The sequence below is a fragment of the Bradyrhizobium sp. BWA-3-5 genome, assembly GCF_032917985.1.
In the GTDB taxonomy this organism is placed as follows: domain Bacteria; phylum Pseudomonadota; class Alphaproteobacteria; order Rhizobiales; family Xanthobacteraceae; genus Bradyrhizobium.
This window is the reverse complement of record NZ_CP136626.1, coordinates 5,701,917-5,725,792: the sequence shown is the minus strand read 5'-3', so window position 1 is coordinate 5,725,792 and position 23,876 is coordinate 5,701,917. Positions and strand designations below refer to the sequence as shown.

Genomic DNA, 23,876 nt, shown 5'->3' with positions numbered 1-23,876 from the left:
GCCGTTCTGAATGGGCGCCGGCGTCGCTCAGACAGGTGGGCCGAACGCGATGTACAGCAGGAGAACCACCAGCGAAATGGTGGTAATTGTCGTCAAAACGATGTCGCGGAAAGATCGAGTCATTGACGACCTTTAGTTGTCCTTCATGGCAGTCGCGTACCGGGCCCGATAGTGACCCGGTTCTCGGACGGCCTCAGCGGCGTGGGTCTGCAGCTAAGGTCGTCTTCGCTGGTTTTACCGGCGCAGTGCAAACTGCTGCCGGGGAAGGTTCCAAAGGCTGGAAACCTGCGCGCTAATCTATCTATCTTTGGTCAGGTGCGTCAGCACGGCCTGACAGGCCTCCTGGCTTCGGCAAACCTCGTGAAGGGTGGTCCACGTACCCTGATGGCCCGCATGCTAAATTAGATGGGCGCCAAGAAGCTATAAAGCCGGGCCGTCCATGAAGTCCAGGGGCACTGGTACTCTTGTTGTTGATTGCAAATGAGGAGCCGCGCTCGCTCCAGTTCCTTTTTCAGGTAGCAACGCGGCTGCAGTAAAGGGCCATTGCCACGATACAGCGGATCCCAAAAGTGTTTCCGGCCCGCGCCGCCGATCAGAGAATCCCTGCCGTCACCGGCAAAGAGGGCATCATCGCCGGGACCGCCGCAGAGCTTGTCATTGTCTGCAGCGGTGATGCACGGTTGGTCGCGGCCATTGCCGCCATAGTCGCCGCCGTAGAGGTAGTCGTTGCCCTCTTCGCCGAAGATCTGGTCATTGCCCGCGCTACCGAAGACTCGGTCATTGCCCCCGCCGGCCGAGATGGAGTCGTTGACAGGACCACCGCCGATCCAGTCATTGCCATGAGGATCCCTGATCATATCATCACCATTGGTACCGAAGTCTCTACTGTTTACCCCAGCGACCCCAGATCGTTTTTTCCATCGCAAATGCTCCTTCTAATCAGCCCAACGACGCTGGATGACACCTTCATATTCCTCGTTCGGATAGCTAGAGAAATCTATTGTTTTGATGCCACCATTTACATGGCCGATGCATCCATGTGCACTTCGTCTCTCTGCTTCGATTACACTGTGTTCTCAGTCATGCTCGACCGCAGTTCACTAGCGAGCTCATGATTGCATCTGCTGGCAACCAAAGGCTCGCGCCCGAGGGGCGCATCGTGCCTCGCGCTGAGGAGACGCTCCCGACGAGCAAGCTTCCACATCCCCCTATGCTCGTATGTTGAACCTCTCGAGCGATCGGTGACCTTATTAGCAAACGTCGACAGCGCGCAGAGGTATTTACAACGTGCGCGCAACCGTGCCAGTTTCTCATCGATCATCGTCATCATTCTTTCACGGTCGTTATTGCTTTTCCTGCGTAGAGGGACTTTGCCCCCGAAAAGAATTAGGCAAGTCCGCCTGTCTATCAAGATCGCAGACATCGGCCGGCGGACGCTTCGGGCTGAGCGCGCCAGCACCGCGAACCCAGTGAAGTTTCTCCCGGATGGGGCATCCTGAGGAGGACCTACTGGCATTCGAATCTCGGTCGCGTCGAAGGTTCCTATGATAGGCTCAGCACCATCAACCACAGGGTAGGGCGATGCCGCGGCCAGGCACTTCCCTCCCGCGCGTCGGGATGCAAGGTTAGAACGTTGGTGTGGGCATCCCGATTACTTAGGACAGGGCTGCGGGTAAGCGAGTCCAACAACTGTCAACGCGGGACCACGCTGGTCAACGCAACCATTGAAAGCCCCACCCCGGGTTGAGAAGGGCTGCGCTGAGCGTTGTTTCACTACCAACGGCCGCTGGTTGAAAGTGACTCGCGCCGAACGCGAAACTCGGCCGATTGCAGGGTTTGCACTCAATGGCAACAAGTGGATCTACCTCGATAGCCGCAAGGGTAACGACTTGATCTAAGCTGGGAAGGTCGATGTCTTCACGCCCGAAGATGAAGCCGAATTAAGAAACGCCTAGAGCCGCTCGCTCGCAAATCTCGGTTGTACACAAAGGGGGTTGCTCATCGCGGCATTTGGGTTGAGCCGCTTGGCCAGGAATCCCATAAGCACGCAGAAAAACGACGAGGCCAGAAAAGTAACGCGAGCAATGCCGTCGCGGTTTCGCGTCGGCAATCACTTCGAAGGCTTCGGCTTGGCCCATTTTGTTCGATATGTTGTCGGGCATTCGCCAATGTTACACGCTGACCGTCATTGCTGGACGCGCCGGGCTGAAAATCCCCAGGAAGCGCCTAAATAACCTTGTCCCGTGTCGATCATCGACGAAGGCGTTCTGGCCAGAGCCGCCGCTTATCCGTTTGTTCGCGCAGCCGTCCCGCATAGGCGCGGACGCTTCGCCAGCGAAGCGATAGCGGCGTCCAGGATTGCTTGCTGGCGAACGTTTTCTTAAAATGCCAATAGGCGCTCGTCTTTGTCTGGGAAAAATTCATGGCTAAACTCGAGAGCACCTTAAACAGAAAGATAGACATTTAAGTCGCGTTTCGGAGCTTTGCCAAGGTTGTTTTTTTTAACCGCCGGTGCGCTGGAAGTGCGCAGCGCGCATCGGCACTGAAATCAGGAATATCAAATTGTCCGAGGATCTGCCGGACCAGGCGATCGCTGCGATCAACCGGTTGCTGCTCAAGCACAAGGTCATCTTCTTTCGGGACCAGGGTCATCTCGACGACGCCGAGCACGAGCGCTTTGCTCTTCGTTTCGGAAAGCTTGTGCCGCATCCGACGCTCGGTGCAATCAAGGGAACGGCGTCGGTCATAGAGCTTGATTCCGCCCGCGCTGCTAGCCGGGCCAACCTGTGGCACAGCGATGGGACCTTTGTCGATGCCTATCCCAAAGTGGCGGTACTACGAGGCGTTGTGATACCGCTCTTTGATGGCGATACGGTCTGGGCAAACACCGCGGCCACTTATCTCGACCTGCCGCGGCCGCTGCAACGGCTTGCCCACGAGCTCTGGGCCGTTCACACCAACGCCTTCGATTACGCCGTGATGGCCCGCGCCAACGAGGCCGACAAGAAGCATTTTGAAGAGGTCTTCACCAGAACGATCTATGAGACCGAGCATCCCGTCGTGCGTGTCCACCCCGAAACCGGCGAACGCGCGCTGGTGCTCGGCGATGTGGTGCAGCGTTTCGTCGGTATCCGAAAATATGACGCCCAGAAGCTGTTCACTCTGTTTCAGTCTCATATCACCGCGTCCGAAAACACCGTGCGCTGGAATTGGACGGAGGGCGATGTAGTAATTTGGGACAACCGCGCCACGCAACATGCGGTCAATGATTACGGCGACCAGCATCGCGTCGTGCGTCGTGCCACCATCGATGGCGAGGTGCCCGTCAGCATCGACGGTCGGTGCAGCGTAAGCAGCCGCCCGCGAAAGTCGCCTAGCGGTTCGCAATTTCACCGGGATCCGGCCGATGCAACTCTTTTTACTCGTTAGCTGCTTGCAGTATGCGCCAGCTTAGTTCGCCTCGGCTACAACGATGTAGTGCCAGCTCTCAATCGGAAGAGGCATCGATTTACTAAGCGCGCCCTTGTATCGAAAACTGCGCAGAATTGAAATGCCCAAGAAATGAAGAAGCCGCTTTAACAGAGTCCTGTATCACTTGGTGCGAGCTGATAATCCCGACACGAAAGCAAGCGCTAACACAGCCTCGTCACCTCTAGGTAGGATCCGATCAAACTGAGTGAGACTGCCCATTGCTGCCTCAGGTCGCGGCCGGGCAACCTGCAAAATCGGACGATCCGCTAGCCAAGGCAGCTTGGGACATTCTTGCTCAGAAGCCTCTCGGGCCAGCGTTTTCACTTGCTCAAAAACTCAACCGGATGTTCTCAATCGATGGACAATCAACTAGCGTAGACCACGGGCTGTTCCATCCAATGGAGCGAGCGCCTGGAGACTCTATGGGGAGCACCGTGATCTCGCCGTCGAACGTCTCGCCCAGCTTCGGTGCCGTTTACGTTCTGAGGCTTGGGACCATTGCTGACGGGCCGTAGGATGATTTGCGCGGAGTCGAAAATCTGCTCGGTGCAGAGCACCCCTTACATGTGCTGATCCAAAAGTTGCGAGGCATTGAGATGAGAGCAGCAAGTGCCGTACTAGTCCTGGCTTTCGAGCCAAGGGCTTGAGAGGATTGCAGTACCGACGTGTTGAGCGCATTGATGAAACTGCGACATACGCTGGAGATGTGACAGCGCTGTTTGGAGAAGCGGCGGGACATTCGTCGATACAAATTCAACGGCGTCGCGGTCCAACTTAGTGTTCGGAAAGACGTGGGCACGGAACAACGCTGAAGCGACTGCAGCGATCACCAGCGGCTGATATTCTAGCCCGAATTGCACCGTGCGATTCCAGCATCGCCAGAGTTCGTCTAGATGTCCGGACGTCTCGCAAGAGCGCGTAACAAGCGCGATCCCTGCATCGACGGGCAGCGTCTTGCGCCCAGTCAACTACTAACCTTAGCAATTGATCGAGACGGCCGACAATGGCAATTGATCGATGAACCACACGGTCACGGAAGTCGGGATGCAATACAGATCTGGCCGCACCAACGGAGCTGATTGGATGTGCGGACTCGTCGCTTGCAGCTATTAAATCTACTCCAATCTCGATCCCTCCTTTTTCATGGAAGCCTATGATGGACCTTCAGGCGTGAGCGCCGAGCGCGCAGGTTTCAAAGATCGCTGGGCTTCGGGCCCGTCAACTGCCCCGTCACACGGCCATCGCGATGCCAACGAAGCTTCATGGAGCCAGCCCGTCGTGGCTGGCGCGCGACGGCCTGCTTTCCAGCAGCGACTGCTATCTTCTCGAAGAAGACATTTTCTTTGATCGGGATGCTTTGCATGAGCGAAATTCTGGAAGCGTTCCCGCGCATGGAGCAGACACTTCAATCGCCAGCTATTTCTATGGAGGCGACCGCATGCTCAGTCTAGAATCCTATAAGGCTACTCCAAGCTCACATAGATATTGTGTGATGCAGTATTGCAAACAAATGCTACGTAAGCATTCGCGAAGGCGGCGCGTCCGTGCAGACCGCATCGTCCATGAGTCGCAGGGGGAATTTGGATGGTCGCGCTAATTCGCCGCAAATGGTGTCCCTCAGAATTGTTCAGTGATCTGACGCCGGCCATGTTCGCCGCTGAGCCATCAACTCTGCGCGAGCGTTGGAATAAATTATGGGTAGATTTGTATACGGAATATGACGCAAGGCATTTGGAGAAGGAGTTATCCATCCGTAACTTGATCTCTACCGAAGAAGGTGCAGCATTCTTCAATGCTTGGGCCGCGGACGAGGAGCGTCACACCGATGGTTTCATCCAAATCATGGAGCTCGTTGCTGATGGATCCGAAAAGGATCTTCGGGAGAGATTGAACCGTCGGTTACATGATTTTAGCGCGGTCAATGAATACCTGAGAGACGAATTCTCGCTGATCGTTGTGATCGCATTTGATGAAATGTGTACTTGCCACGCCTATGCTGCGGACAAGGAGTTTTATAGTGGACTTGGGAACAATGGATTCCATCGTTGGCTGAGGGAATTGATTGCCGACGAGGCGGCTCACTCGACGAACGCAATCAACGTTATCCGCGCCCGCTACTCCGATCGCGTCGCCGAGGTCGGCGCAATTCTCGATGGCCTAACCAGCGGCGTCGCCGATGAGTCGGGCTATGGCGGCACCTTTATTTTGGATCACTTTGGCGAGACGTACACGAAGGAGATGCTCGCTAACTGCCGCGACAAGATCCTGAGAAATGTCGCCAAGCCACTCAAGATCGCAGACAGCGAGAACTATGGCCAAGTTGACGTCAACGCCACGGGATGAGCCAAGGGCCGAGCTGTTCACCTCGCGCGAGAATGCCGGGTCTCTGGAAAGCTATCGATCCAGGTCCGGCCCGCTTGGACTGTTGGCATCGAGCGCTTCGCTTGGCAAAGGGCTCCCGAACCTGATACCTACGCTCCGTCGCGCCCTTGCGACCCCGCGATTCCATTCAGATGGAGCCGGCTTGCGCTTTGAGCGCAGCGGGATCGCGCTATGGCCGCTCTAGATGACAAACGTCCCACCGCGATCCGCGTGGTGATCCCATTCGTATTCCGCCACTGGCTGCAGCAGCCTTTCCGCGTCGCCATCGTGATCGTCGGCTTTCTTGGCGCAACGCTGGCCGACCTGTTCATGCCAGTGTACTCCGGCCATCTGGTCGACGCACTGAGCTCGGGCCCTTCCGACCAGGCAGCGCGATATGCGGCGCTGATTGCCTTCGGCGGCACTGTCGCGCTCGGCGTGGTGTCGATCATCCTGCGCCTTGTTGGTCTGCACGCAATCGTGCCGTTCAACCTCAAGATGATGTCGGATTTGGCGCGCGAGGCGTTCATGCGGGTCCAGCGGTTCTCAACCGACTGGCATGCAAACAGTTTTGCCGGCTCGACCGTGCGCAAGATTACTCGAGCCATGTGGGCGCTCGACCTCCTCAACGACACCATACTGATGGCGCTGGTGCCGTCCTTGGCGGTGCTCGTCGGCTCGATGATCCTGCTCGGGCTGCATTGGCCTGCGCTGGGTGGCATGATCGGGTCTGGCGCGGTGATCTATGTGGCGCTGACGATGGCATTGTCGATCCGCTATATTGCGCCCGCCGCACAAATCTCCAACGCTTGGGATACCAAAGTTGGCGGCACGCTGGCGGACGCGCTCACCTGCAACGCGGTGGTGAAATCGTTCGGCGCCGAGGCGCGCGAGGACGCGGCACTTGACAGTGTCATCAGCAGCTGGCGGACGCGAGTGCGGCGCACATGGCTGCGCTACAACGCCGCCAGCATAGCGCAGTCCGTGATGCTCCTGTGCTTCCGTGGATCGGTCATCGGCGGCGCGATTCTGTTGTGGATCGCCGGGCGCGCCACGCCGGGGGACGTCACTTATGTGCTGACCAGCTACTACGTCATACACGCCTATTTGCTTGACATTGGCATGCACATCAACAACCTGCAGCGTTCGGTCAACGACATGGAGGAACTGGTTACCATCCATGGCGAGCCGATCGGCATTGTCGACGCACCTGATGCGAAGCCGATCGATATCGGAGGCGGCCGTATCACCTTCGAGGAGGTGACGTTCCTCTACGGCGGCCATCGCATGCCGCTCTATGACGGGCTGTCGATCGATATTCGCGCCGGCGAACGCGTCGGCCTGGTCGGCCGTTCCGGCTCAGGCAAGACGACGTTCGTCAAGCTGGTGCAGCGGCTCTACGATATCTCAGGCGGTCGGATCTTGATCGACGGCCAGGATATTGCGAAAGCAACGCAGCAATCGCTACGCAGCCAGATCGCGATCGTGCAGCAGGAGCCGATCCTGTTCCACCGCTCGCTCGCCGAGAACATCGCCTACGGCAGGCCCGGCGCCAGCATGGCGGCGATCGAGCAGGCGGCGCGGCATGCCAATGCGCACGACTTCGTCCTGCGACTACCGAACGGCTACAGCACGCTGGTTGGCGAGCGTGGCGTCAAGCTGTCAGGCGGCGAACGGCAGCGCGTGGCGCTGGCGCGCGCGTTCCTCGCAGATGCTCCGGTGCTGATCCTGGACGAGGCGACCTCGAGCCTCGATACAGAATCGGAAGCGCTGATCCAGCAGGCGATGGAGCGGCTGATGAAGGGGCGCACGTCTATCGTGATCGCGCACCGGCTGTCGACCGTGCGGACTCTCGATCGTATCCTCGTATTCGATCGCGGCGAGATCGTGGAGCAGGGCACACATGCTGCACTGACCAAGCGGCCTGGCGGCATCTATCGCGCCCTGTTCGAGCGGCAGGCCACCGAGTTCGGCCAGATCTCGGCGACAGGCTAGCAGTCTTTCAGGGCGCGGGTCCGCGCGAACTTAAGATACGCAGTTGCGCATCGAGGGTCCCTGGGTTCAAGGTTCGACACTCCGAGTCGTCTGACATCTGCGACACCAGCGCAATGTCGCCCTTCGCCATCCCGGCGAGCCAGCCGACGAAGCCGATCCTCGGCGAGAACAGCGCCACGTAGAGCACCCTAGCCACGGTTTCAGCGCGAACTGCAGTGGATCAGCCGGTATCGCAAGCGCCGCCGCCGGCGAGCGAAGGGCAAAGCGGTCACCAGTCCCCAGCTGATGACTTACCAGCCTGGCATCTTCGAAGTAGGCCGCCTCCGGCGATGGCAACGGCGAACAGGAAGAGGTCGCCGGTCGAGAGCATGCCGCCGCCGTGGCGCAGCCGTCCCGACAGGATCAGCATGCGGACGTACTTGTCGATGCTTCCGATGGACGGTGGTATCGATGGAGGGGTAGCCGAGGGAGCACGATCTGACGTCGTGCCGGGTGGCGAGGACGAAAATATCGCCAAAAAATTTGCCGTCATCTCGTCATGGCATCAGAGGCTTTCGCTGACTTCAACGCACGTGCCTTGCAGCCGCTCGTGAATCTATGCCATCGCCAGTGCCAATTTGGTGGTATTCACAGCGCGTCAAGCGTCGATCGCCCTCGGCAATACCCCGAAGCGTCCAGCGCTGTGGTCGCACTTAGCAACGTATTCGGCGCGGTGGCAATCGAGCTCACATAGACGATTGCGACGGTGACAGTGAAGGTTGCGATTCTTGATGTCTGTCCCGATGCCGCTTAGATCACCTGCGCATGAGCCGGCTTCAAGTTTCACACGAAACGGAGACCTTGGCCGGCTCTGGAATGAGGCAAAGACGTGAGCGCCTGCTGGATTGATCATCTCGTCAATGTGTACGACGCGCATAGCTGCAAGCGGCCGACCTCCATCCTCTCCTCGTTATGCGGGTCAGCCGCGAATGCCGCCCGGCTCTCAGAGCGGTGGCGCGCGATCAGTGCCTGGCCGCGCGCTCTGCGGCACGCGCTGAACCAAAGCGACCGCTTTCGAGACTGTCGAAGATGCGCTCGGATGAGAAAAAACGAAACCCGCGCTCGTCGCCCACGACGATGCCGGCGGTCCGATCGAAAATTTCTATGACATAGGCTTTGGACATGCTCTCTCATTCGCGGAGAATTCGGCGCTACTCTCTGATTTACAATTGAGATCGATAGCTAGCGCGGAATCAGCAACAGGCTCCGGTCGCCGCCCAGACGCAGCGACGGGGCACGCGCTTGCGCATATCGACCCCCAATTCTCCGTGGTTTTCTCTCATGCGGCGACCCCGAGCAGGTACATGTCTGTCGTATCGATTATCCGGCGGAAGCCTGCGTTGGTCAATGAAATGGGTATCCAAAGTTGGCGATTGGGCGCGCCGGCACTTCTATGTCCGTCGTCACAAATGGGCGGAACGATCTTGCGTGCCTGTCTTCTCGCTGAACACGTGCGCCGTGCGGTCTGATCCCGAAGCGCTGAGCATCCGGCTAATCGAGCCGCCTCGGTCCGTGGATAACATAACACGAAAGCAATTTATTGCGGGCGCCAACCGCCCGAACCCGCCTAAAAGCGGTGGCGACGAAATGCGAGATGAACGTGCAACCAATTCAGGTCGAGTTACGCGAAAATAAGACGGCGCTGGCGTTAACGTGGCTAGATTGCGGAACCCGGCTGCTAGAGGCAGCAACGCTGCGCCGTGCAAGTCGCGCGGCCAGCGAAATTCGCTGGCAGATCGAGGGGATCGAACTCGCGATCCCGCCGGGGCTGGATGTGTCCGCCATCGAGACGATCGGGAATTACGCCCTGCGTCTGTCGTTCTTGGACGGGCACGATCGCGGCATCTATCCCTGGTCCTATTTGCGCGAGCTCCCCGGATAGCATTAGGGGTCGCGACATGGATGAAATCAAGACTGGCGAGACCAAGATATGCTGCAAAGTGCTCGTGATCGGAGGCGGGACCGCCGGGCCGATGGCGGCCTATAAGGCCAAGCGGCGCAATCCCACCGCACCTGTGGGTCACTTGGAGAAAGCCAACGTCAAGCGTTCGGGTGCGATCGCGATGGGGATGGATGGGCTCAACAACGCCGTCGTTCCCGGTTACGCCACGCCCGAGCAATACACCAAGGAAATCACCATCGCCAATGACCGCACCTGTCGATCAGGCGCCGGTCTATAAATATGCGTCGCGCTGCTTCGATATTATCCAGGAGCTCGACCGTTTCGGCATCAAGTTTCAGAAGAACGAGAACGGCGATTTCAACGTTAAGAAAGTTCACCATCTCGGCTCTTATGTGCTGCCGATGCCGAATGGCGATACCGTAAAGAAGGCGCTGTACCGCCAGCTTTGCCGCGAGAAGGTGCTGATCTCCAACCGTTACATGGCTACGCCTACGCGCTTGTTGACGGGGCGGGAGGCAGATCGCGGGCGCGATTGCCGTCAATACGCGCAGCGCTGAGTTCGTTGTGCTACGGGCGAAAACCGTGATTCCGTGCGCCGGCGCGGCGGGCCGGCTCGGCTTGCCGCAATCAGGCTATCTCTGGGGTACCTACGAGAACGCCACCAATTCCGGTGACGGCTACGCGATGGCCTATCACGCCGGGGCGGGGCTTGCGAATCTCGAATGCTTTCAGATCAATCCTTTGATCAAGGACTACAACGGCCCCGCATGCGGCTATGTAGCCGGTCCATTTGGCGCCTACACCGCCAATAGCGAAGGCAATCGCTTTATCGAATGCGACTATTGGTCGGGCCAGATGATGCAGGAGTTTTATAACGAGCTGCAATCCGGGAAGGGCCCAGTGTTCCTGAAGCTTAACCATTTGCATAGCGACACCGTCTCCGAGATCGAGGCTGTACTGCACAATGTCGAGCGGCCGTTGCGCGGCCGGTTCCAAGAAAATCGCGGAACGAACTACCGCGAGCGCATGATCGAGATGCACATTTCCGAGACTGGATTATGCTCCGGCCACAGTGCCTCCGGCGTCCATGTCGACGAGTTCGCGCGAACTACGGTGCCTGGTCTGTATGCCGCCGGCGACGTGGCCAACGTTCCGCATAACTACATGCTCGGCTCATTCACCAACGGCGCGGTGGCGGGAGAGCACGCAGCGGAGTTCGCCGAAAGCATCGATTTTTCCGACTACGATCCTGGTGACGTCGTGCGCGAGCAGGCGCGTATCCTGGCGCCGGGCGCGCCGAGAGGACGGGATTCCGCCCAACCAGCTCGAGTACAAGACGCGACGTTTCGTGAACGACTATCTTCAGTCGCCGAAGGTCACCGCAAAGATGAAGATCGGGCAGGCGCGGTTCGCGCAGATCCGCGATGACGTGGAAAACGCCATGGTGGTACGCGATGCGCACGAACTGATGCGGTCCCTGGAGATTGCTTCCATTCTGGACTGTGCCGAGATGGCGGCATTCGCCTCGCTGTCCCGCACTGAGAGCCGATGGGGTCTCTATCATCATCGTGTCGAATATCCAGAAAAGAACGATGACGAGTGGTACTTCACACCATCCTGCGCAAGCGGAACGGGCAGATGATGGCGGAGAGGCGGCCGATCGAGCCCTATGTCGTCCCGATCGAAGAATCAGAGCGCTCCGCCTACGATCGCCAGCGCATCCGCCAGCACGCCTGAGAGACACGGGACTACCACATGCCGATTGCCCACACGCCCACAAGCGTTCCGATCGTTGTCGACGAGGCCAAATGCATCGCCGACAAGGGATGCACGGTCTGCGTCGATGTCTGCCCGCTCGACGTGCTCCGGATCAGCGATCTCACGGGCAAGGCCTACATGAAATATGACGAGTGCTGGTATTGCATGCCGTGCGAGGTGCCTGACCGGCGCGGTGACCGTCAACATTCCCTATTTGCTGCGCTAAGATGATAGCGTTCGAGCCATTTGAGGCGTTTGGCGACCTCGACGAGATCTCAGAACGGCTGGAAAGCGCGGATCGGGCGGTGCGGCGTCTTGCGGTCATCGACCTCGTGGAGACGTCGAGCGTCGAAGCCATTCCGGTGCTGGTGTGGGCGGCGGGCGATCCAGATGCTGACGTCAGACTGCAAACGGCGATGGCGCTGGGGCAGTTCGACGGCGTTGACGTGGCCGAGGCGCTGGTCGGAGGCGGCCGCAGATAGTCTCGCCGAACTTCGCGATTCCGCAGCTAGCGTCGTATTGCTTCCTCTGGTGACGCATTCATCGCGCTTTGTGCGCACGGCGATCTTTCGCTCGAAGGCGCTGCAGGTCAGCGCATCGCTCGCGCCGGCGATTGCCGCACTCGGCGATCATGAGCCCGCAGTACGGGTGCAGGCGGTGGGCGTGATCGGGTATCTGAAGAAGACCGAGACGCTGCCTTCGTTGATCCATGCGACTACGGGCGAGAGCACCGAGGTCAGGCTTGCCGCCATCAATGCGCTGTCCTTTGCACGCAATGACGCCGCGGCACAGGCGGCCGCGGACGCGCTCTTGGACCGGGAATGGCAGGTGAGAGCGCTGGCAGCACGATCGGGCGGATAGGCCAGGTATCGGCCGCGGCGGCCCTCATCACGTCGCTCAGTGACAACTGTTGGCAGGTACGCCAGAAGGCACTGCAGAGCCTGGCCAAGCTCCGCGCTCGCCTCGTAGTTGACGCCATCATTCCATTCCTGGGTGATGGACTTCCTTGGTTGCGCAAGGATGCTGCCGCGGCGCTCGGCGAAATCGCCGATCCGAAAGCCCGGGACGCGCTTCTCACGCCGCGCAGGACGAAGATCCCGATTTGCGGAAAACCGTGGTGTGGGCGCTCCGACAGATTGAGGACAGCAGCTAGTCCTTGAACAGGATCGTCTCGAGCAGATCGACGCGCTTAATGCGAACGACGCTGCCCTCGACGGCGATGATGCGCGTGGCTTGAAAACGCTTCAGCATCATCGTGACCCACTTGCGGGTCGAGCCCACCATTGCCGCGATCTGGTCATGGGTGACCTTGATTTGAGAACATCGATTGCAGCGTTCGAGCGTCGGCATCGAAGAGCGTCCTGATAGCTGAAACCGAAAGAGCGCCCCGCAGTCCACCATGCATGTCCATCAACGAACGGCCGCGGCGGTTACCTCTGGATCTCGCGCGCCAATCGAAACATAGAACCCGAAGCTTCTTTCCTTCCGCGCTCGCTGGCTCGCTTGCCCTTGATTCACGATGGTAGTCTCGCAAAAGTCGGCAGGTTCAGTGCGTTCTCCGGGACCAATGCTACCGACGGGCTGACGATGGATGAAGGACGATTGTTTAATCAGACAGCTCCGCTATAGCCCCCGACCCCCTTCGCCAAATGCGCATCGAACGTCGAGGCCACGCTCCGGGTCAGGAATCGGGAATCCTCAGCTACAAGCAGCCGGTTCGCCTCGACCGTTATCACGCCGTCGGCCAGCAATCGTTCGAACCGTTCGCGATCGATGATTGCCTCTTCAACAGTCCTGCCATGATCATGAGAGACCCGCGATAGATCGACGGCGAGATCGCACATGATGCGTTCGATAATCTCTGCGCGAAAGCGGTCGTCGGCGGAAAATGCGTAGCCTTTGATCGTTGCGAAATGTCCTGTGGCGACGCAGTGAAGATAGTCGCTGGTCGCCACGGCGTTCTGAACAAAACCTTGCGGCAGCCGTCCGATCGCGCTTGCGCCAAGGCCGATCGTCACCTTCTCCTGGTGATCAGTATATCCTTGGAAATTCCGATGCAATCGTCCTTCGCGCTGCGCGACAGCGAGGGGGTCGCTGCGAAGCGCGAAATGGTCCAGGCCGATCCGAACGTAGCCCGCGCACTGCAGCGCATCCGAGACTGCTTCCGACTGCGATTGACGTTCGAGGCTGTCGGGCAGCGTGTTCTCGGCGATCCTGCGCTGATGCTTTTTGAAGGTCGGCACGTGAGCATAACCGAAGACCGCGAGGCGATCAGGCCGGAGTTCAACGCACTTCTCCACCGTCTCGATACACGAGTCGATGTTCTGGTGCGGCAGGCCATAGATCAGATCAAAATTGATGCCGCTGATGCCTGCCTGCCGCAGGCGACACACCGCAACTGCGGTCTGTTCAAATGTCTGAATTCGATTGATCGAGCGTTGTACCAACGCATCGAAGCTCTGGACACCCAGGCTGGCGCGCGTGACTCCGCATTGAGCCATCGTCTTTGTCATCGGCTCCGTCAAAGTACGCGGGTCGACCTCAACGGCGATCTCGACATCCGGAAGCACGAGAAAGGAGCTACGCATCGCGCCGACGAGATCGGCAAAGACCTCGGGCATCATGATTGTCGGCGTCCCGCCACCGAAGTGGATGTGCGCCAAGGGCAGGCGATGCTCAAGCGTGTTGGTCAAAAGCTGCATCTCGCAGCGAACCGCCGCTGCATAGATGGACTCGTTACGTTTCGACACCGAGGTATGACAGCCGCAATACCAGCACATCGACCGGCAGAACGGAACGTGCAGATAAAGGGACGCCGCACAGGAGGCGGGGATGGCACGCAGCCAATCGACATAGGTCTTGCCATCGACGGCAGGAGAAAAGTGTGGCGCGCTCGGATAGCTCGTGTAGCGCGGTAGGCGCTCCTGTCCATAATGGTTCGCAAGCTCAATTCGCATGTCGTTCTCGTTCGTTTCAACGTATAAGGATACGATATGGAAGCAGAGCAAATCGCGGCTCAACTATGCAGCTGACGACCCTCCGGGACGTCAGGTCGCTCATTGGATGCCATAGTTCGCTGAACATCCTGGCGATGCATTCGACCGTGCGCCACAGCTGACGGGAGCAGGAGTCGGGCCAATTGCGACTGTTCAGCCCATACGTGCAGCACGCGCTTTCTGTCCGAAAGCAAACACGCTGCTTGTCTCAAATCCGCCAACCTGTTGCGAACGAAACGTTGCGCAGGAAAATCCGAGGAAAATCCCCGTCGCTTGCGTGGCCCAAATCCTGCAGTCCGATAGCTGCGTGGAAAGCGCGCGACGCAAATGGATCAGGGGTGTTGTTGAATCTTGACCTGCCAACTTATGATGAAGCCTCCGGCCCGGCCTCGATGGCTGGCTTTGCCGCTTGCCCGTTCCATACCGATCGATCCCGCCATCCGTACGGAGAGCGGAAGACATTGGTCTTGACCGAGGCATTGCGCGTGATCGGGTACGCCACCGGAAAGCTGTTCTCGGAAGTGAGCTGGCGCATCGTCACCTGCGCGCGTCAGCCTTTTGAGGGGGCACGTTGCCCATGGAATTCCGGCAGGAATAAGCATGTTCGGGTCGATTTGAGCGATCATCGCGCGCTTCGATGCGCCATAGCTGAGGTCAAGGAGCGGCTCAACGGCGAGCCGCTGCATGCGCTGATCTACAGCGCCGAATTACACTCTAGGCGACTGGCCTCCAGGAAGGTGATTGGCGTTCAGCCGGAGAGGGGAATGAGCCTTGTGCAGCTTCCTTGAACAGATTGTTGCAGACCATATGACCCGCACGCCGAAGGTCGTCACGCACGACCTCACTTTGCGTGAGCTCTGTGATCTCTTCGAAAGGGACGATTTCAACGCTTATCCCGTTGAAGATCACTCGCAAGTCATTGGAGTGGTCTCAAAGTTCGATGTCATGGCGAGCTTTGTCTTCACTCGCGCTCGCATCGTGCCGCGCTATGACGATCTGATGAAATTGACGGCTATGGATGTGATGACGCCGGAGTTTATTTATGTCGGAACAGAGACGAAATTGACGAGGGTGCTTGAGCTCATAGTCAATCATCAGATCAGAAGCATGCCGGTAATCGAGAGGGAGCAACTTGCCGGCATGATTGCGCGCAGCGACGTACAGCGCGCTTTGCAACGGTGCTCCCACGGCAGTTAGCAACTGCAACAGGAGGGTCGCTATGCCCGTCGATTCGAAACTTGTTTCTCTAGATGTGGTTTCGGTTTTCACGATTTTCGCCGCCTTCCCGGTCTGGGTTGACTCTCATGGGTCGGCAGCAAAACAGCCCACGTCCAATGCCCGAACGCAACGCGCCTCCTGAATCGCTCGCGCGCCAGCAACTGGTCTGGCCTGCCCAACTAAAGCGGAATCCGGGATGCCGGGACAGATGCCCTCCGCAGAGAGAATCGGACAATGTATCCGCCTCAAACCACCAAATGCATGACCCATGGCGAAGCCGGGTTAACGATCTTTTTCGCAGCGATGGCCTATCTGTGCCTGTTCGCTGTGGCCAAGGCGCAGGATACGGCATTCGCCTTTCATGCGGCGCTGTCCTCAGCCGCCAGCCTCTGGGCGGCCATCGCTATCGTGAACCGGTACTTCAACCGTCCGCCATCGCTGCCGTCGCGGGAAATCAACGGCCGCCCCAACTACAACATGGGCCCGATCAAGTTCTCGGCCGTGATGGCGGTATTTTGGGGCATCATGGGATTTGCGGTCGGGCTGTTGATCGCGTCCCAGCTCGCTTGGCCCTCGCTGAATCTCGATCTGCCGTGGACCAGCTTCGGCCGGCTGCGGCCGCTGCACACGTCGGCGGTGATCTTCGCCTTCGGCGGCAATGTCTTGATCGCAAGCTCGTTCTATGTCGTGCAGAGGACTTGTCGGACGCGTCTCGCGGGCGAACTCGCGCCCTGGTTCGTCGTCGTCGGCTACAACTACTTCATCCTGCTCGCGGGCACCGGCTATCTGCTCGGCGTAACCCAGTCCAAGGAATATGCGGAACCGGAGTGGTACGCGGACCTGTGGCTGACGATCGTCTGGGTCGTCTATCTGCTCGTTTTCCTGGCAACCATCATGAAACGGAAAGAGCCGCACATCTTCGTCGCCAACTGGTTCTATCTTGCCTTCATCGTTACCATCGCGGTGCTGCACCTTGGCAACAATCCCGCGGTGCCGGTCTCGGTGTTCGGCTCGAAATCCTACATTGCCTGGGGTGGCGTGCAGGACGCCATGTTCCAGTGGTGGTACGGCCATAACGCGGTCGGCTTCTTCCTGACCGCCGGCTTCCTCGCCATCATGTACTACTTTATCCCAAAGCGGGCCGAGCGGCCGGTCTATTCCTATCGCTTGTCGATCATCCACTTCTGGGCCCTCATCTTCCTCTACATCTGGGCCGGTCCGCACCATCTGCACTACACGGCGCTGCCGGATTGGGCGCAGACGCTCGGCATGACCTTCTCGATCATGCTGTGGATGCCGTCCTGGGGCGGCATGATCAACGGCCTGATGACGCTGTCGGGCGCCTGGGACAAGCTTCGCACCGATCCCGTGCTGCGGATGCTCGTGGTGTCGGTCGCGTTCTACGGCATGTCGACCTTCGAAGGGCCGGTGATGTCGATCAAAGTGGTGAATTCGCTCAGCCACTACACCGACTGGACGATCGGCCACGTGCATTCGGGTGCGCTGGGCTGGGTCGGCTTCGTTTCCTTCGGAGCGCTGTACTGCCTCGTTCCCTGGATCTGGAATCGCCAGGGCCTGTACAGCCTCAAGCTCGTCAACTGGCACTTCTGGATCGCGACGCTGGGCATCGTGCTCTACATCTCCGCGATGTGGGTGTCGGGAATCCTGCAGGGCCTGATGTGGCGGTCCTACACATCGCTCGGCTTCCTCGAATATTCCTTCATCGAGAGCGTCGAAGCGATGTATCCCTTCTACATCATCCGAGCAGCGGGAGGCGCGCTCTTCCTGGTCGGTTCACTGATTATGGCCTTTAATCTCTGGATGACGGTGCGGGTCGCCGAAGCCGAGGTGCAGTCGCCGCTCGCTCTTCAGCCGGCCGAATGAGGAACTCGTCAATGTCTGTCTGGACGCGACATCAGATTTTCGAGAAAAACTCGATTATCCTGATCGGGGGAATTCTCGCGGTGATCGCGATCGGCGGCCTGGTCGAGATCACTCCGCTATTCTACTTGAAGAGCACGATCGAGGTGGTCGATTGGGTGCGACCCTATACGCCGCTCGAGCTTACGGGACGCAACATCTACGTGCGCGAGGGATGTTACCTCTGCCACTCGCAGATGATCCGCCCATTGCGGGACGAGGTCGAGCGCTACGGCCACTTCTCGCTCGCGGCCGAGAGCATGTATGATCATCCGTTCCAGTGGGGATCGAAGCGCACCGGGCCTGACCTGGCGCGGGTCGGCGCAAAGTATTCCGACGACTGGCACGTGCGCCATCTTACCGATCCTCGCTCGATCGTCCCGCAATCGGTGATGCCGAGTTATGCGTTCTTAGCTAAAATCGAAATCGACCCGATAACGACCGCCGACAACCTGCGTACGCTGCGCGCTGTGGGCGTGCCCTACACCGATGAGCAGATCGCCAAAGCGGTTGCCGACCTGAAGGCTCAAGTCGACCCGGACAGCCCGAAGGCTGACGCCTTTGCCGCGCGCTATCCTAAGGCGATTGCACGTAATTTCGATGGCAATGGGGGCGCACCAACGGAGATGGACGCACTGATCGCTTACCTGCAGATGCTCGGCACGCTTGTAGACTTCAAGCTTTACAACGAAAAAGCCAACCTTCGTTGAGGTTAGATGAAAGCAATCATCACCATCCGGAACGTTGCATCTGATCTCGTGACAACGTTCTGGACCCCGACTTTCGTTACCATCTTCGTTTTCATCGTGGCCTACGCTCTTTGGCCTCGCAACAAGGCTGCCTTTGACGAAGTCTCGCGCATGCCGTTGCGCCAGGATTGAACCATGACCGATCACAGCAAAATCGACAGCGTCTCGGGAACTGCGACTACGGGCCATCAATGGGACGACATTAAGGAATTGAACACACCGCTGCCGCGCTGGTGGGTTGTGACTTTCTATCTCACGATAATCTGGGCGATCGGCTATTGGATTGTCTATCCGGCCTGGCCGCTACTCACTGGGAACACAATTGGTATCGTGCGTTACTCCTCGCGCGCAGATGTCGCAGTAGAGCTTGCTAAGCTCAAAGCGGTCCGCGACGAGAAGATGGCCGCCCTGGCCACCACTTCGCTTGGCGACATCGAAAAGAACCCGGCCTTGCTTGCGCTGGCGCGGGCCCGCGGCAAGGCCGTCTTCGGCGATAATTGCGCGCCCTGCCACGGCACGGGAGCGATCGGCGCAAAGGGCTTCCCCAACTTGAACGACGACGATTGGCTGTGGGGTGGCAGTCTCGAACAGATCATGCAGACGATCCGTTTCGGCGCACGCTCGGGCAACGACAATGGTCATCAGGGCCAAATGCTTGCCTTCGGCAAGGACGGCATGTTGAACCCGGAACAGATCGTCACCGTAGCCAACTACGTGCGGTCGGTCTCGGGTCTGCCGACGAGGCCGAGCTATAACGCGGCCGAGGGCGCTAACATCTTCGCGGAAAATTGCGTGGCCTGTCACGGCGAGAATGCCAAAGGCAACCAAGAGGTCGGGGCGCCTGATCTCACCGACAAGATATGGTTGTACGGTTCTGACGAGGCGATCCTCGTCGAGACCATCACCAATGGTCGCGCCGGCGTCATGCCCGCATGGGATGGCCTGCTCGATCCAGTAACATTGAAGGCGATGGCGGTCTACGTGCACTCGCTTGGTGGAGGCAAATAATCATTCTCGGCGCAGGAAAACGCCGGAATCTTTTAGCTCAAACGACCGCGCGCTAGCGCGTGCAGGCTCAAATTGCCACGCTCGACATCGCGAACCAGCATGAATAAGCCCGTGACATCCAAAGAGCTGCAATACGATGATTACGGGCCGCTCTATGCGGCCCGTAAGAAGGGTTATCCGCAGAGTGTTTCGGGGACTTTCCGCCGGATCAAATGGGCACTAATGGCCGTCTGCCTCGGCGTCTACTACTTCTTCCCCTTCGTGCGCTGGAATCGAGGTCCGGGTGCGCCCGACCAAGCGGTGCTGATCGATCTCCCGAACCGGCGATTCTATTTTTTCTCCATCGAGCTCTGGCCACAGGAGGTCTACTACTTCACCGGATCTGCTGATCCTCGCGGCGGTGACCTTGTTCCTGATGAATTCCATTGGCGGCCGCATCTGGTGCGGCTATCTCTGCCCGCAAACGATGTGGACGGACCTGTTCTATGCTGTCGAGCGTTGGATCGAAGGCGACCGCCGTGAGCGCATCAAGAAGGACGCTGCGGCCCAACCGTGGACTCTCGGGCGCATTTGCGAAGTGGCTCTGAGGCACGCGACGTGGCTCATGATCGCCTGGTGGACCGGCGGCGCCTGGGTGCTTTATTTCAGCGATGCGCCGACTCTGGTGAGGGATCTCGCCGCCTTCCAGGCACCGATGGTCGCGTATCTCTGGATCGGGATCCTGACCACCACGATCTATCTTCTGGCCGGCCACATCCGAGAACAGGTCTGCACCTATATGTGTCCCTGGCCGCGCATCCAGGCTTCGCCCACCGACGAATGGGCGCTCAACGTCACCTATCGCTACGACCGCGGCGAGAAGCGCACTTCGGTGAAGAAGGCAGCCGAGTTGCGCGCGCTCGGCGAACATGTTGGCGATTGCGTCGACTGTTATCAATGTGTCGTCGTCTGTCCGACCGGCGTCGATATCCGCAACGGCCCGCAGCTCGAGTGCATCCAGTGCGGTCTGTGCATCGATGCCTGCGATGCGGTGATGAAGAAGATCGGCCGTCGAACGCGCCTGATCGGCTATGATACCGAAATCAACATCCTGCGCCGCCAGCAAGGCCGCCCACCGATCTACCGAATCGTCCGGGCGCGCACGATCATCTACGGCCTATTCATCGCCCTGGTCGGAAGCATCATGTTGTACACGCTGACCACGCGCTCATTGCTAGAGATCAATGTGCTGCATGATCGGAATCCGATTGTGGTGAAGCTCAGCGATGGCTCGATTCGCAACGCCTACACCATGCGCCTACTCAACAAGAGTAGCGTTGATCGCGTCATCGCGATCGATGTCGATGGTCCTGTCAATGCGACTGTGCATGTGATGGTTGCGGGTTCGGTGACGCCGAACCGGCCCGCGGTCGTGATCGGGCGCGACCAGACAACCGAATTGCGTCTGCTCGTTACCGCGCCTGAAGAGAATAACCCGGAGAGATCAATTCCGGTTCACTTCCATGTGACCGACATCGGGCTTGGCGCGGTTACGTCAGCCACCGACAATTTTGTCGTGCCCTAAGCTCCGGGAGGAACCAATGCCTGCACGCGTTTCCCCACGACCGCTCAGCGGGGGTATGGTGCTTCTCATGTTGGTCGCATTCTTCGGCGTCGTAACCGGCGTTAACGTGGCCATGATGAAGCTTGCGATCACAACGCTTCCCGGCACAGAGGTGGACAGCGCCTATAGCGCGAGCCTCGGTTATGAGAAGGAGATCGCGGCCGCGCGCGACCAGGCCGCGCGGCAATGGAAGGTCGACGCTCATATTCAGCGCGATGCCGATGGGGCGGCCGTGTTGCAGGTCGAGTCGCGCGACAAGGCGGGTCGGCCGATAACTGGCCTGACATTCGCAGGCCGCCTCGAACGGCCGACCGACAAGCGCGCCGACCTCGCGGTTACACTTGAAGAAGTCGGTTTTGGTATCTATCGCGCCCGTTTTGATGCGATCGCCTTCGGCCAATGGGATCTAGTGCTGGAAGGCGATCAGGCGGGGCAGCGCGTGTTCCTGTCGAAGAACCGCGTTCTGTTTGATTGAGGCTGCATCATGAAGGCGACGCACGACTTCTCGCATTATGTCAAGCACGCTGGTTCGGGGCTTGCGCATATCGACCTCGCGGTCGAGGGGGTCAATTGCGCGGGCTGCATGGCGAAAATCGAGCGCGCGCTATCCGCGCTGCCCGACGTCACGCTCGCCCGTGTTAACCTGACCGACAGCCGCGTGGCGCTGGAGTGGAGAGAAGGCCGGCTTGATCCGTCCCGCTTCATCGATCGCTTGGCCGAGCTCGGCTACAAGGCCTATCCGTTCGAGAAGGCGAGCGCCGAGAATGCGGAGGCCGAGCAAACGCGCTTCCTATCGCGTTGTCTCGGGGTCGCGGCGTTCGCCGCTATGAATGTGATGATGCTGTCGATCCCGGTTTGGTCAGGCAATGTCAGCGACATGCTGTCCGAACAGCGGGATTTCTTTCACTGGCTCTCCGCGCTCATCACGTTGCCAGCCGCCGCCTATTCGGGTCAGCCGTTCTTCCGATCCGCTTTTCGCGTGCTGAAGGTAGGCGGTGTGAACATGGACGTCCCGATCTCGATTGGTGTCATCGTTGCGCTCGGCATGAGCGTGATCGAGACCATCAATCATGCCGAACACGCCTATTTCGATGCGGCAATCATGCTGCTCACCTTCTTGCTGCTCGGGCGCTATCTCGACCAGAACATGAGGCGGAGGACTCGGGCTGTCGCTGCCAATCTCGCCGCAATGAAGGCGGAAACGGCCACCAAATTCGTTGGAGCGGATGAAGTTCGTAAGGTGCCGGTCGCCGCGATTGCGCCCGGCGACATCGTGCTGTTGCGGGCAGGCGAGCGCTGCGCAGTCGACGGCACGGTCGTGGAGGGGCAGTCCGAACTCGACCAGAGCCTGATCACTGGCGAAACGATACACGTGACGATCGGCGAAGGCAATGCGGTCTATGCCGGGTCGCTGAACATTTCCGGAACCCTGCGGGTGCAGGTGTCAGCGGCTTCCGAGGCCACGTTGCTTTCGGAGATCACCCGGCTGCTCGACAACGCACTTGCCGCGAGGTTGCGCTATCGGCGGCTCGCCGATCGCGCCTCCAGGCTCTATGCACCGGTGGTGCATGCCACAGCGCTTCTGACGGTCCTGGGCTGGGCTTTGTCAGGGGCCAGCTGGCACGATGCCATCGTCACCGGCGTGGCCGTTCTCATCATCACTTGTCCTTGCGCATTGGGGCTGGCCATCCCAACCGTGCAGACGGTGACATCTGGCGCCTTGTTCAAGGTAGGCGTCCTATTCAACGCGGGCGACGCGATTGAGCGGCTTGCAGAAGTCGACCATGTCGTCTTCGATAAGACCGGCACGCTAACGCTGCCCGAACTCGAGGTGACCAACGCAGCCGACATCCCAGCGGATATGTTCGCGCTCGCCGGCCAGCTTGCCTTGTCGAGCCATCATCCCATCGCTGCGGCCATCGCGCTAACGGCGCGCGCAAAATCACCGCTGGTCGGTGCGACCGAAGAGCCGGGACGGGGTGTGCGCAGCAAAATCGGGGATGTCGAGATCAGGCTGGGCAAACCGTCATTCTGCGGCGCAGAAAGCTTGGTAAAGGAAAGCGTGCGGGTCGATCCTGAAGCTTCGATCGTCGCTTTTAGCCGGGGCGAGGAAAAATACTTGCTTTCGGTGCGGCAGGCCCTGCGTCCCGATGCGCGAGCAGTCATCGCCGGACTCCAGGACCGCGGCATAGAAGTCGAAATTCTCTCGGGCGACCGCGAAGCGGCTGTCCGGGCCGCTGCCAGCACCCTTAAGGTCGACATGTGGCGCGCCGGCGTCACGCCGGCCGAAAAGATTGCGCGGATCGACGAACTGAAACGGCGAGGGTTCAAGGTCCTGATGGTCGGGGACGGGATGAACGATGCGCCCTCGCTCGCCGCCGCAGACGTGTCCATGTCGCCGGTCAGTGCCGCACATTTGAGCCAGTCTGCAGCCGACCTGGTGTTCCTCGGCAAACCGCTGATTCCGGTTCTGGTCGCAATCGAGTTTGCGCGCAAATCCTTGCACTTGATGCGGCAGAACCTCTGGCTTGCCATCGGCTACAACCTCGTTGCCGTCCCGATTGCGATCGTTGGACTTGTCACGCCGCTAGTCGCGGCCGCAGCCATGTCAGGCTCCTCGACGTTGGTTATGCTCAATGCGCTCCGTGCGCGCAAGGTCTCCAGGATACCGTAATGGAAGTACTAGTCATTCTCGTTCCACTGGCGTTGGCGCTGGGGCTTGCCGGCCTGCTTGGCTTTCTCTGGTCACTCAACAGCGGTCAGTATGACGACCTTGATGGGGCCGCCTGGCGCGCGATCGCAGATGATGAAATCGAGGGTGTATAGTTCCTGAACCCGCCAGCTGCTCAGCCGCT

The 23,876-nt window shown here is 59.2% G+C and carries 20 protein-coding genes and 4 pseudogenes; 19 read left to right on the top strand and 5 right to left on the bottom strand.

The window, feature by feature from the left end; translation table 11 throughout:
• Positions 1–401 precede the first annotated feature (401 nt).
• Positions 402–857, bottom strand: a complete 456-nt coding sequence (locus RX331_RS27610) for a calcium-binding protein (protein ID WP_317252775.1) — start codon at positions 855–857, stop codon at positions 402–404.
• 1,393 nt (positions 858–2,250) lie between these two features.
• Positions 2,251–2,463: a hypothetical protein gene (locus tag RX331_RS27605; protein WP_317252774.1), complete on the bottom strand. Its 213-nt coding sequence runs from the start codon at positions 2,461–2,463 to the stop codon at positions 2,251–2,253.
• A gap of 48 nt (positions 2,464–2,511) precedes the next feature.
• Here RX331_RS27605 and RX331_RS27600 point away from each other — a divergent pair, with 48 nt between their 5' ends.
• From RX331_RS27600 to RX331_RS27590, 3 genes are all read left to right on the top strand, one after another.
• Positions 2,512–3,429, top strand: coding sequence for a TauD/TfdA family dioxygenase (locus RX331_RS27600; protein WP_317252773.1), 918 nt, complete (start codon positions 2,512–2,514; stop codon positions 3,427–3,429).
• 1,626 nt (positions 3,430–5,055) lie between these two features.
• A complete protein-coding gene (locus RX331_RS27595; RefSeq protein WP_317252772.1) occupies positions 5,056–5,814 on the top strand; it encodes a hypothetical protein in 759 nt (252 codons plus the stop codon).
• A 210-nt stretch (positions 5,815–6,024) separates the two neighbouring features.
• The gene (locus RX331_RS27590) at positions 6,025–7,827 is read left to right on the top strand and encodes an ABC transporter ATP-binding protein (protein WP_317252771.1); all 1,803 of its coding nucleotides are present in this window, start codon (positions 6,025–6,027) and stop codon (positions 7,825–7,827) included.
• 1,001 nt (positions 7,828–8,828) lie between these two features.
• Here the strand turns inward: RX331_RS27590 and RX331_RS27585 are convergent.
• Positions 8,829–8,990 (bottom strand): hypothetical protein, encoded by a 162-nt coding sequence (locus RX331_RS27585; protein WP_317252770.1) that lies wholly within the window; start codon positions 8,988–8,990, stop codon positions 8,829–8,831.
• A gap of 470 nt (positions 8,991–9,460) precedes the next feature.
• On the opposite strand from RX331_RS27585, the gene RX331_RS27580 reads away from it, so the two are divergent.
• The 6 genes and pseudogenes from RX331_RS27580 to RX331_RS27555 all read left to right on the top strand — a co-directional run bounded on the left by RX331_RS27580 (position 9,461) and on the right by RX331_RS27555 (position 12,687).
• Positions 9,461–9,748, top strand: a complete 288-nt coding sequence (locus RX331_RS27580; protein WP_317252769.1) for a DUF971 domain-containing protein — start codon at positions 9,461–9,463, stop codon at positions 9,746–9,748.
• A 16-nt stretch (positions 9,749–9,764) separates the two neighbouring features.
• Positions 9,765–11,506: pseudogene (locus RX331_RS27575) on the top strand (fumarate reductase/succinate dehydrogenase flavoprotein subunit).
• 18 nt (positions 11,507–11,524) lie between these two features.
• Positions 11,525–11,753: pseudogene (locus RX331_RS27570) on the top strand (ferredoxin family protein).
• Position 11,754: 1 nt separating this feature from the next.
• Positions 11,755–12,009: a HEAT repeat domain-containing protein gene (locus RX331_RS27565; RefSeq protein WP_317252768.1), complete on the top strand. Its 255-nt coding sequence runs from the start codon at positions 11,755–11,757 to the stop codon at positions 12,007–12,009.
• 49 nt (positions 12,010–12,058) lie between these two features.
• Positions 12,059–12,388 (top strand): HEAT repeat domain-containing protein, encoded by a 330-nt coding sequence (locus RX331_RS27560; RefSeq protein WP_317252767.1) that lies wholly within the window; start codon positions 12,059–12,061, stop codon positions 12,386–12,388.
• Positions 12,349–12,687 (top strand): HEAT repeat domain-containing protein, encoded by a 339-nt coding sequence (locus RX331_RS27555; RefSeq protein WP_317252766.1) that lies wholly within the window; start codon positions 12,349–12,351, stop codon positions 12,685–12,687. Before RX331_RS27560 ends, RX331_RS27555 begins: the two co-directional genes overlap by 40 nt.
• Here RX331_RS27555 and RX331_RS27550 read toward each other — a convergent pair.
• Together RX331_RS27550 and hemN are read right to left on the bottom strand one after the other, a co-directional pair.
• A pseudogene (locus RX331_RS27550) lies at positions 12,677–12,838 on the bottom strand (helix-turn-helix domain-containing protein); the annotation flags it as partial. The gene RX331_RS27555 and the pseudogene RX331_RS27550 overlap by 11 nt on opposite strands.
• A 299-nt stretch (positions 12,839–13,137) precedes the next feature.
• Complete coding sequence (gene hemN / locus RX331_RS27545; protein WP_317252764.1) at positions 13,138–14,484, bottom strand: oxygen-independent coproporphyrinogen III oxidase; 1,347 nt, start codon at positions 14,482–14,484, stop codon at positions 13,138–13,140.
• Between the two features lie 383 nt (positions 14,485–14,867).
• Here hemN and RX331_RS27540 point away from each other — a divergent pair, with 383 nt between their 5' ends.
• The 10 genes and pseudogenes from RX331_RS27540 (at position 14,868) to ccoS (ending at position 23,847) form a co-directional block, all read left to right on the top strand.
• Positions 14,868–15,311, top strand: a complete 444-nt coding sequence (locus RX331_RS27540) for a hypothetical protein (protein WP_317252763.1) — start codon at positions 14,868–14,870, stop codon at positions 15,309–15,311.
• A gap of 19 nt (positions 15,312–15,330) precedes the next feature.
• Entirely contained in the window at positions 15,331–15,720 is a 390-nt protein-coding gene (locus RX331_RS27535; protein ID WP_317252762.1) for a CBS domain-containing protein, read from the top strand.
• A 282-nt stretch (positions 15,721–16,002) separates the two neighbouring features.
• Positions 16,003–17,625 (top strand): cytochrome-c oxidase, cbb3-type subunit I, encoded by a 1,623-nt coding sequence (gene ccoN, locus RX331_RS27530; protein WP_317258256.1) that lies wholly within the window; start codon positions 16,003–16,005, stop codon positions 17,623–17,625.
• Between the two features lie 11 nt (positions 17,626–17,636).
• Positions 17,637–18,371, top strand: coding sequence for a cytochrome-c oxidase, cbb3-type subunit II (ccoO, locus tag RX331_RS27525; RefSeq protein WP_317252761.1), 735 nt, complete (start codon positions 17,637–17,639; stop codon positions 18,369–18,371).
• 6 nt (positions 18,372–18,377) lie between these two features.
• Entirely contained in the window at positions 18,378–18,542 is a 165-nt protein-coding gene (locus tag RX331_RS27520; protein ID WP_317252760.1) for a cbb3-type cytochrome c oxidase subunit 3, read from the top strand.
• Positions 18,543–18,545: 3 nt separating this feature from the next.
• Positions 18,546–19,418: a cytochrome-c oxidase, cbb3-type subunit III gene (gene ccoP / locus RX331_RS27515; protein ID WP_317252759.1), complete on the top strand. Its 873-nt coding sequence runs from the start codon at positions 18,546–18,548 to the stop codon at positions 19,416–19,418.
• Positions 19,419–19,517: 99 nt separating this feature from the next.
• Positions 19,518–20,982: pseudogene (ccoG, locus tag RX331_RS27510) on the top strand (cytochrome c oxidase accessory protein CcoG).
• 16 nt (positions 20,983–20,998) lie between these two features.
• A complete protein-coding gene (locus RX331_RS27505) occupies positions 20,999–21,496 on the top strand; it encodes a FixH family protein (RefSeq protein WP_317252758.1) in 498 nt (165 codons plus the stop codon).
• A 9-nt stretch (positions 21,497–21,505) separates the two neighbouring features.
• Positions 21,506–23,695, top strand: a complete 2,190-nt coding sequence (locus tag RX331_RS27500) for a cation-translocating P-type ATPase (RefSeq protein WP_317252757.1) — start codon at positions 21,506–21,508, stop codon at positions 23,693–23,695.
• Positions 23,695–23,847 carry a cbb3-type cytochrome oxidase assembly protein CcoS gene (ccoS, locus tag RX331_RS27495; RefSeq protein WP_317252756.1) on the top strand — a complete coding sequence of 51 codons (153 nt, stop codon included), beginning with the start codon at positions 23,695–23,697 and terminating at the stop codon, positions 23,845–23,847. Before RX331_RS27500 ends, ccoS begins: the two co-directional genes overlap by 1 nt.
• Positions 23,848–23,876: the final 29 nt, after the last annotated feature.

Coding starts and splice junctions, on each gene's coding strand:
- RX331_RS27610 (WP_317252775.1), bottom strand. CDS start 857: ATGATCAGGGATCCTCATGGCAATGACTGGATCGGCGGTGGTCCTGTC.
- RX331_RS27605 (WP_317252774.1), bottom strand. CDS start 2,463: ATGTCTATCTTTCTGTTTAAGGTGCTCTCGAGTTTAGCCATGAATTTT.
- RX331_RS27595 (WP_317252772.1), top strand. CDS start 5,056: ATGGTCGCGCTAATTCGCCGCAAATGGTGTCCCTCAGAATTGTTCAGT.
- RX331_RS27590 (WP_317252771.1), top strand. CDS start 6,025: ATGGCCGCTCTAGATGACAAACGTCCCACCGCGATCCGCGTGGTGATC.
- RX331_RS27585 (WP_317252770.1), bottom strand. CDS start 8,990: ATGTCCAAAGCCTATGTCATAGAAATTTTCGATCGGACCGCCGGCATC.
- RX331_RS27580 (WP_317252769.1), top strand. CDS start 9,461: ATGAACGTGCAACCAATTCAGGTCGAGTTACGCGAAAATAAGACGGCG.
- RX331_RS27565 (WP_317252768.1), top strand. CDS start 11,755: ATGATAGCGTTCGAGCCATTTGAGGCGTTTGGCGACCTCGACGAGATC.
- RX331_RS27555 (WP_317252766.1), top strand. CDS start 12,349: ATGGCAGGTGAGAGCGCTGGCAGCACGATCGGGCGGATAGGCCAGGTA.
- hemN (WP_317252764.1), bottom strand. CDS start 14,484: ATGCGAATTGAGCTTGCGAACCATTATGGACAGGAGCGCCTACCGCGC.
- RX331_RS27535 (WP_317252762.1), top strand. CDS start 15,331: ATGACCCGCACGCCGAAGGTCGTCACGCACGACCTCACTTTGCGTGAG.
- ccoN (WP_317258256.1), top strand. CDS start 16,003: ATGACCCATGGCGAAGCCGGGTTAACGATCTTTTTCGCAGCGATGGCC.
- ccoO (WP_317252761.1), top strand. CDS start 17,637: ATGTCTGTCTGGACGCGACATCAGATTTTCGAGAAAAACTCGATTATC.
- RX331_RS27520 (WP_317252760.1), top strand. CDS start 18,378: ATGAAAGCAATCATCACCATCCGGAACGTTGCATCTGATCTCGTGACA.
- ccoP (WP_317252759.1), top strand. CDS start 18,546: ATGACCGATCACAGCAAAATCGACAGCGTCTCGGGAACTGCGACTACG.
- RX331_RS27505 (WP_317252758.1), top strand. CDS start 20,999: ATGCCTGCACGCGTTTCCCCACGACCGCTCAGCGGGGGTATGGTGCTT.
- RX331_RS27500 (WP_317252757.1), top strand. CDS start 21,506: ATGAAGGCGACGCACGACTTCTCGCATTATGTCAAGCACGCTGGTTCG.
- ccoS (WP_317252756.1), top strand. CDS start 23,695: ATGGAAGTACTAGTCATTCTCGTTCCACTGGCGTTGGCGCTGGGGCTT.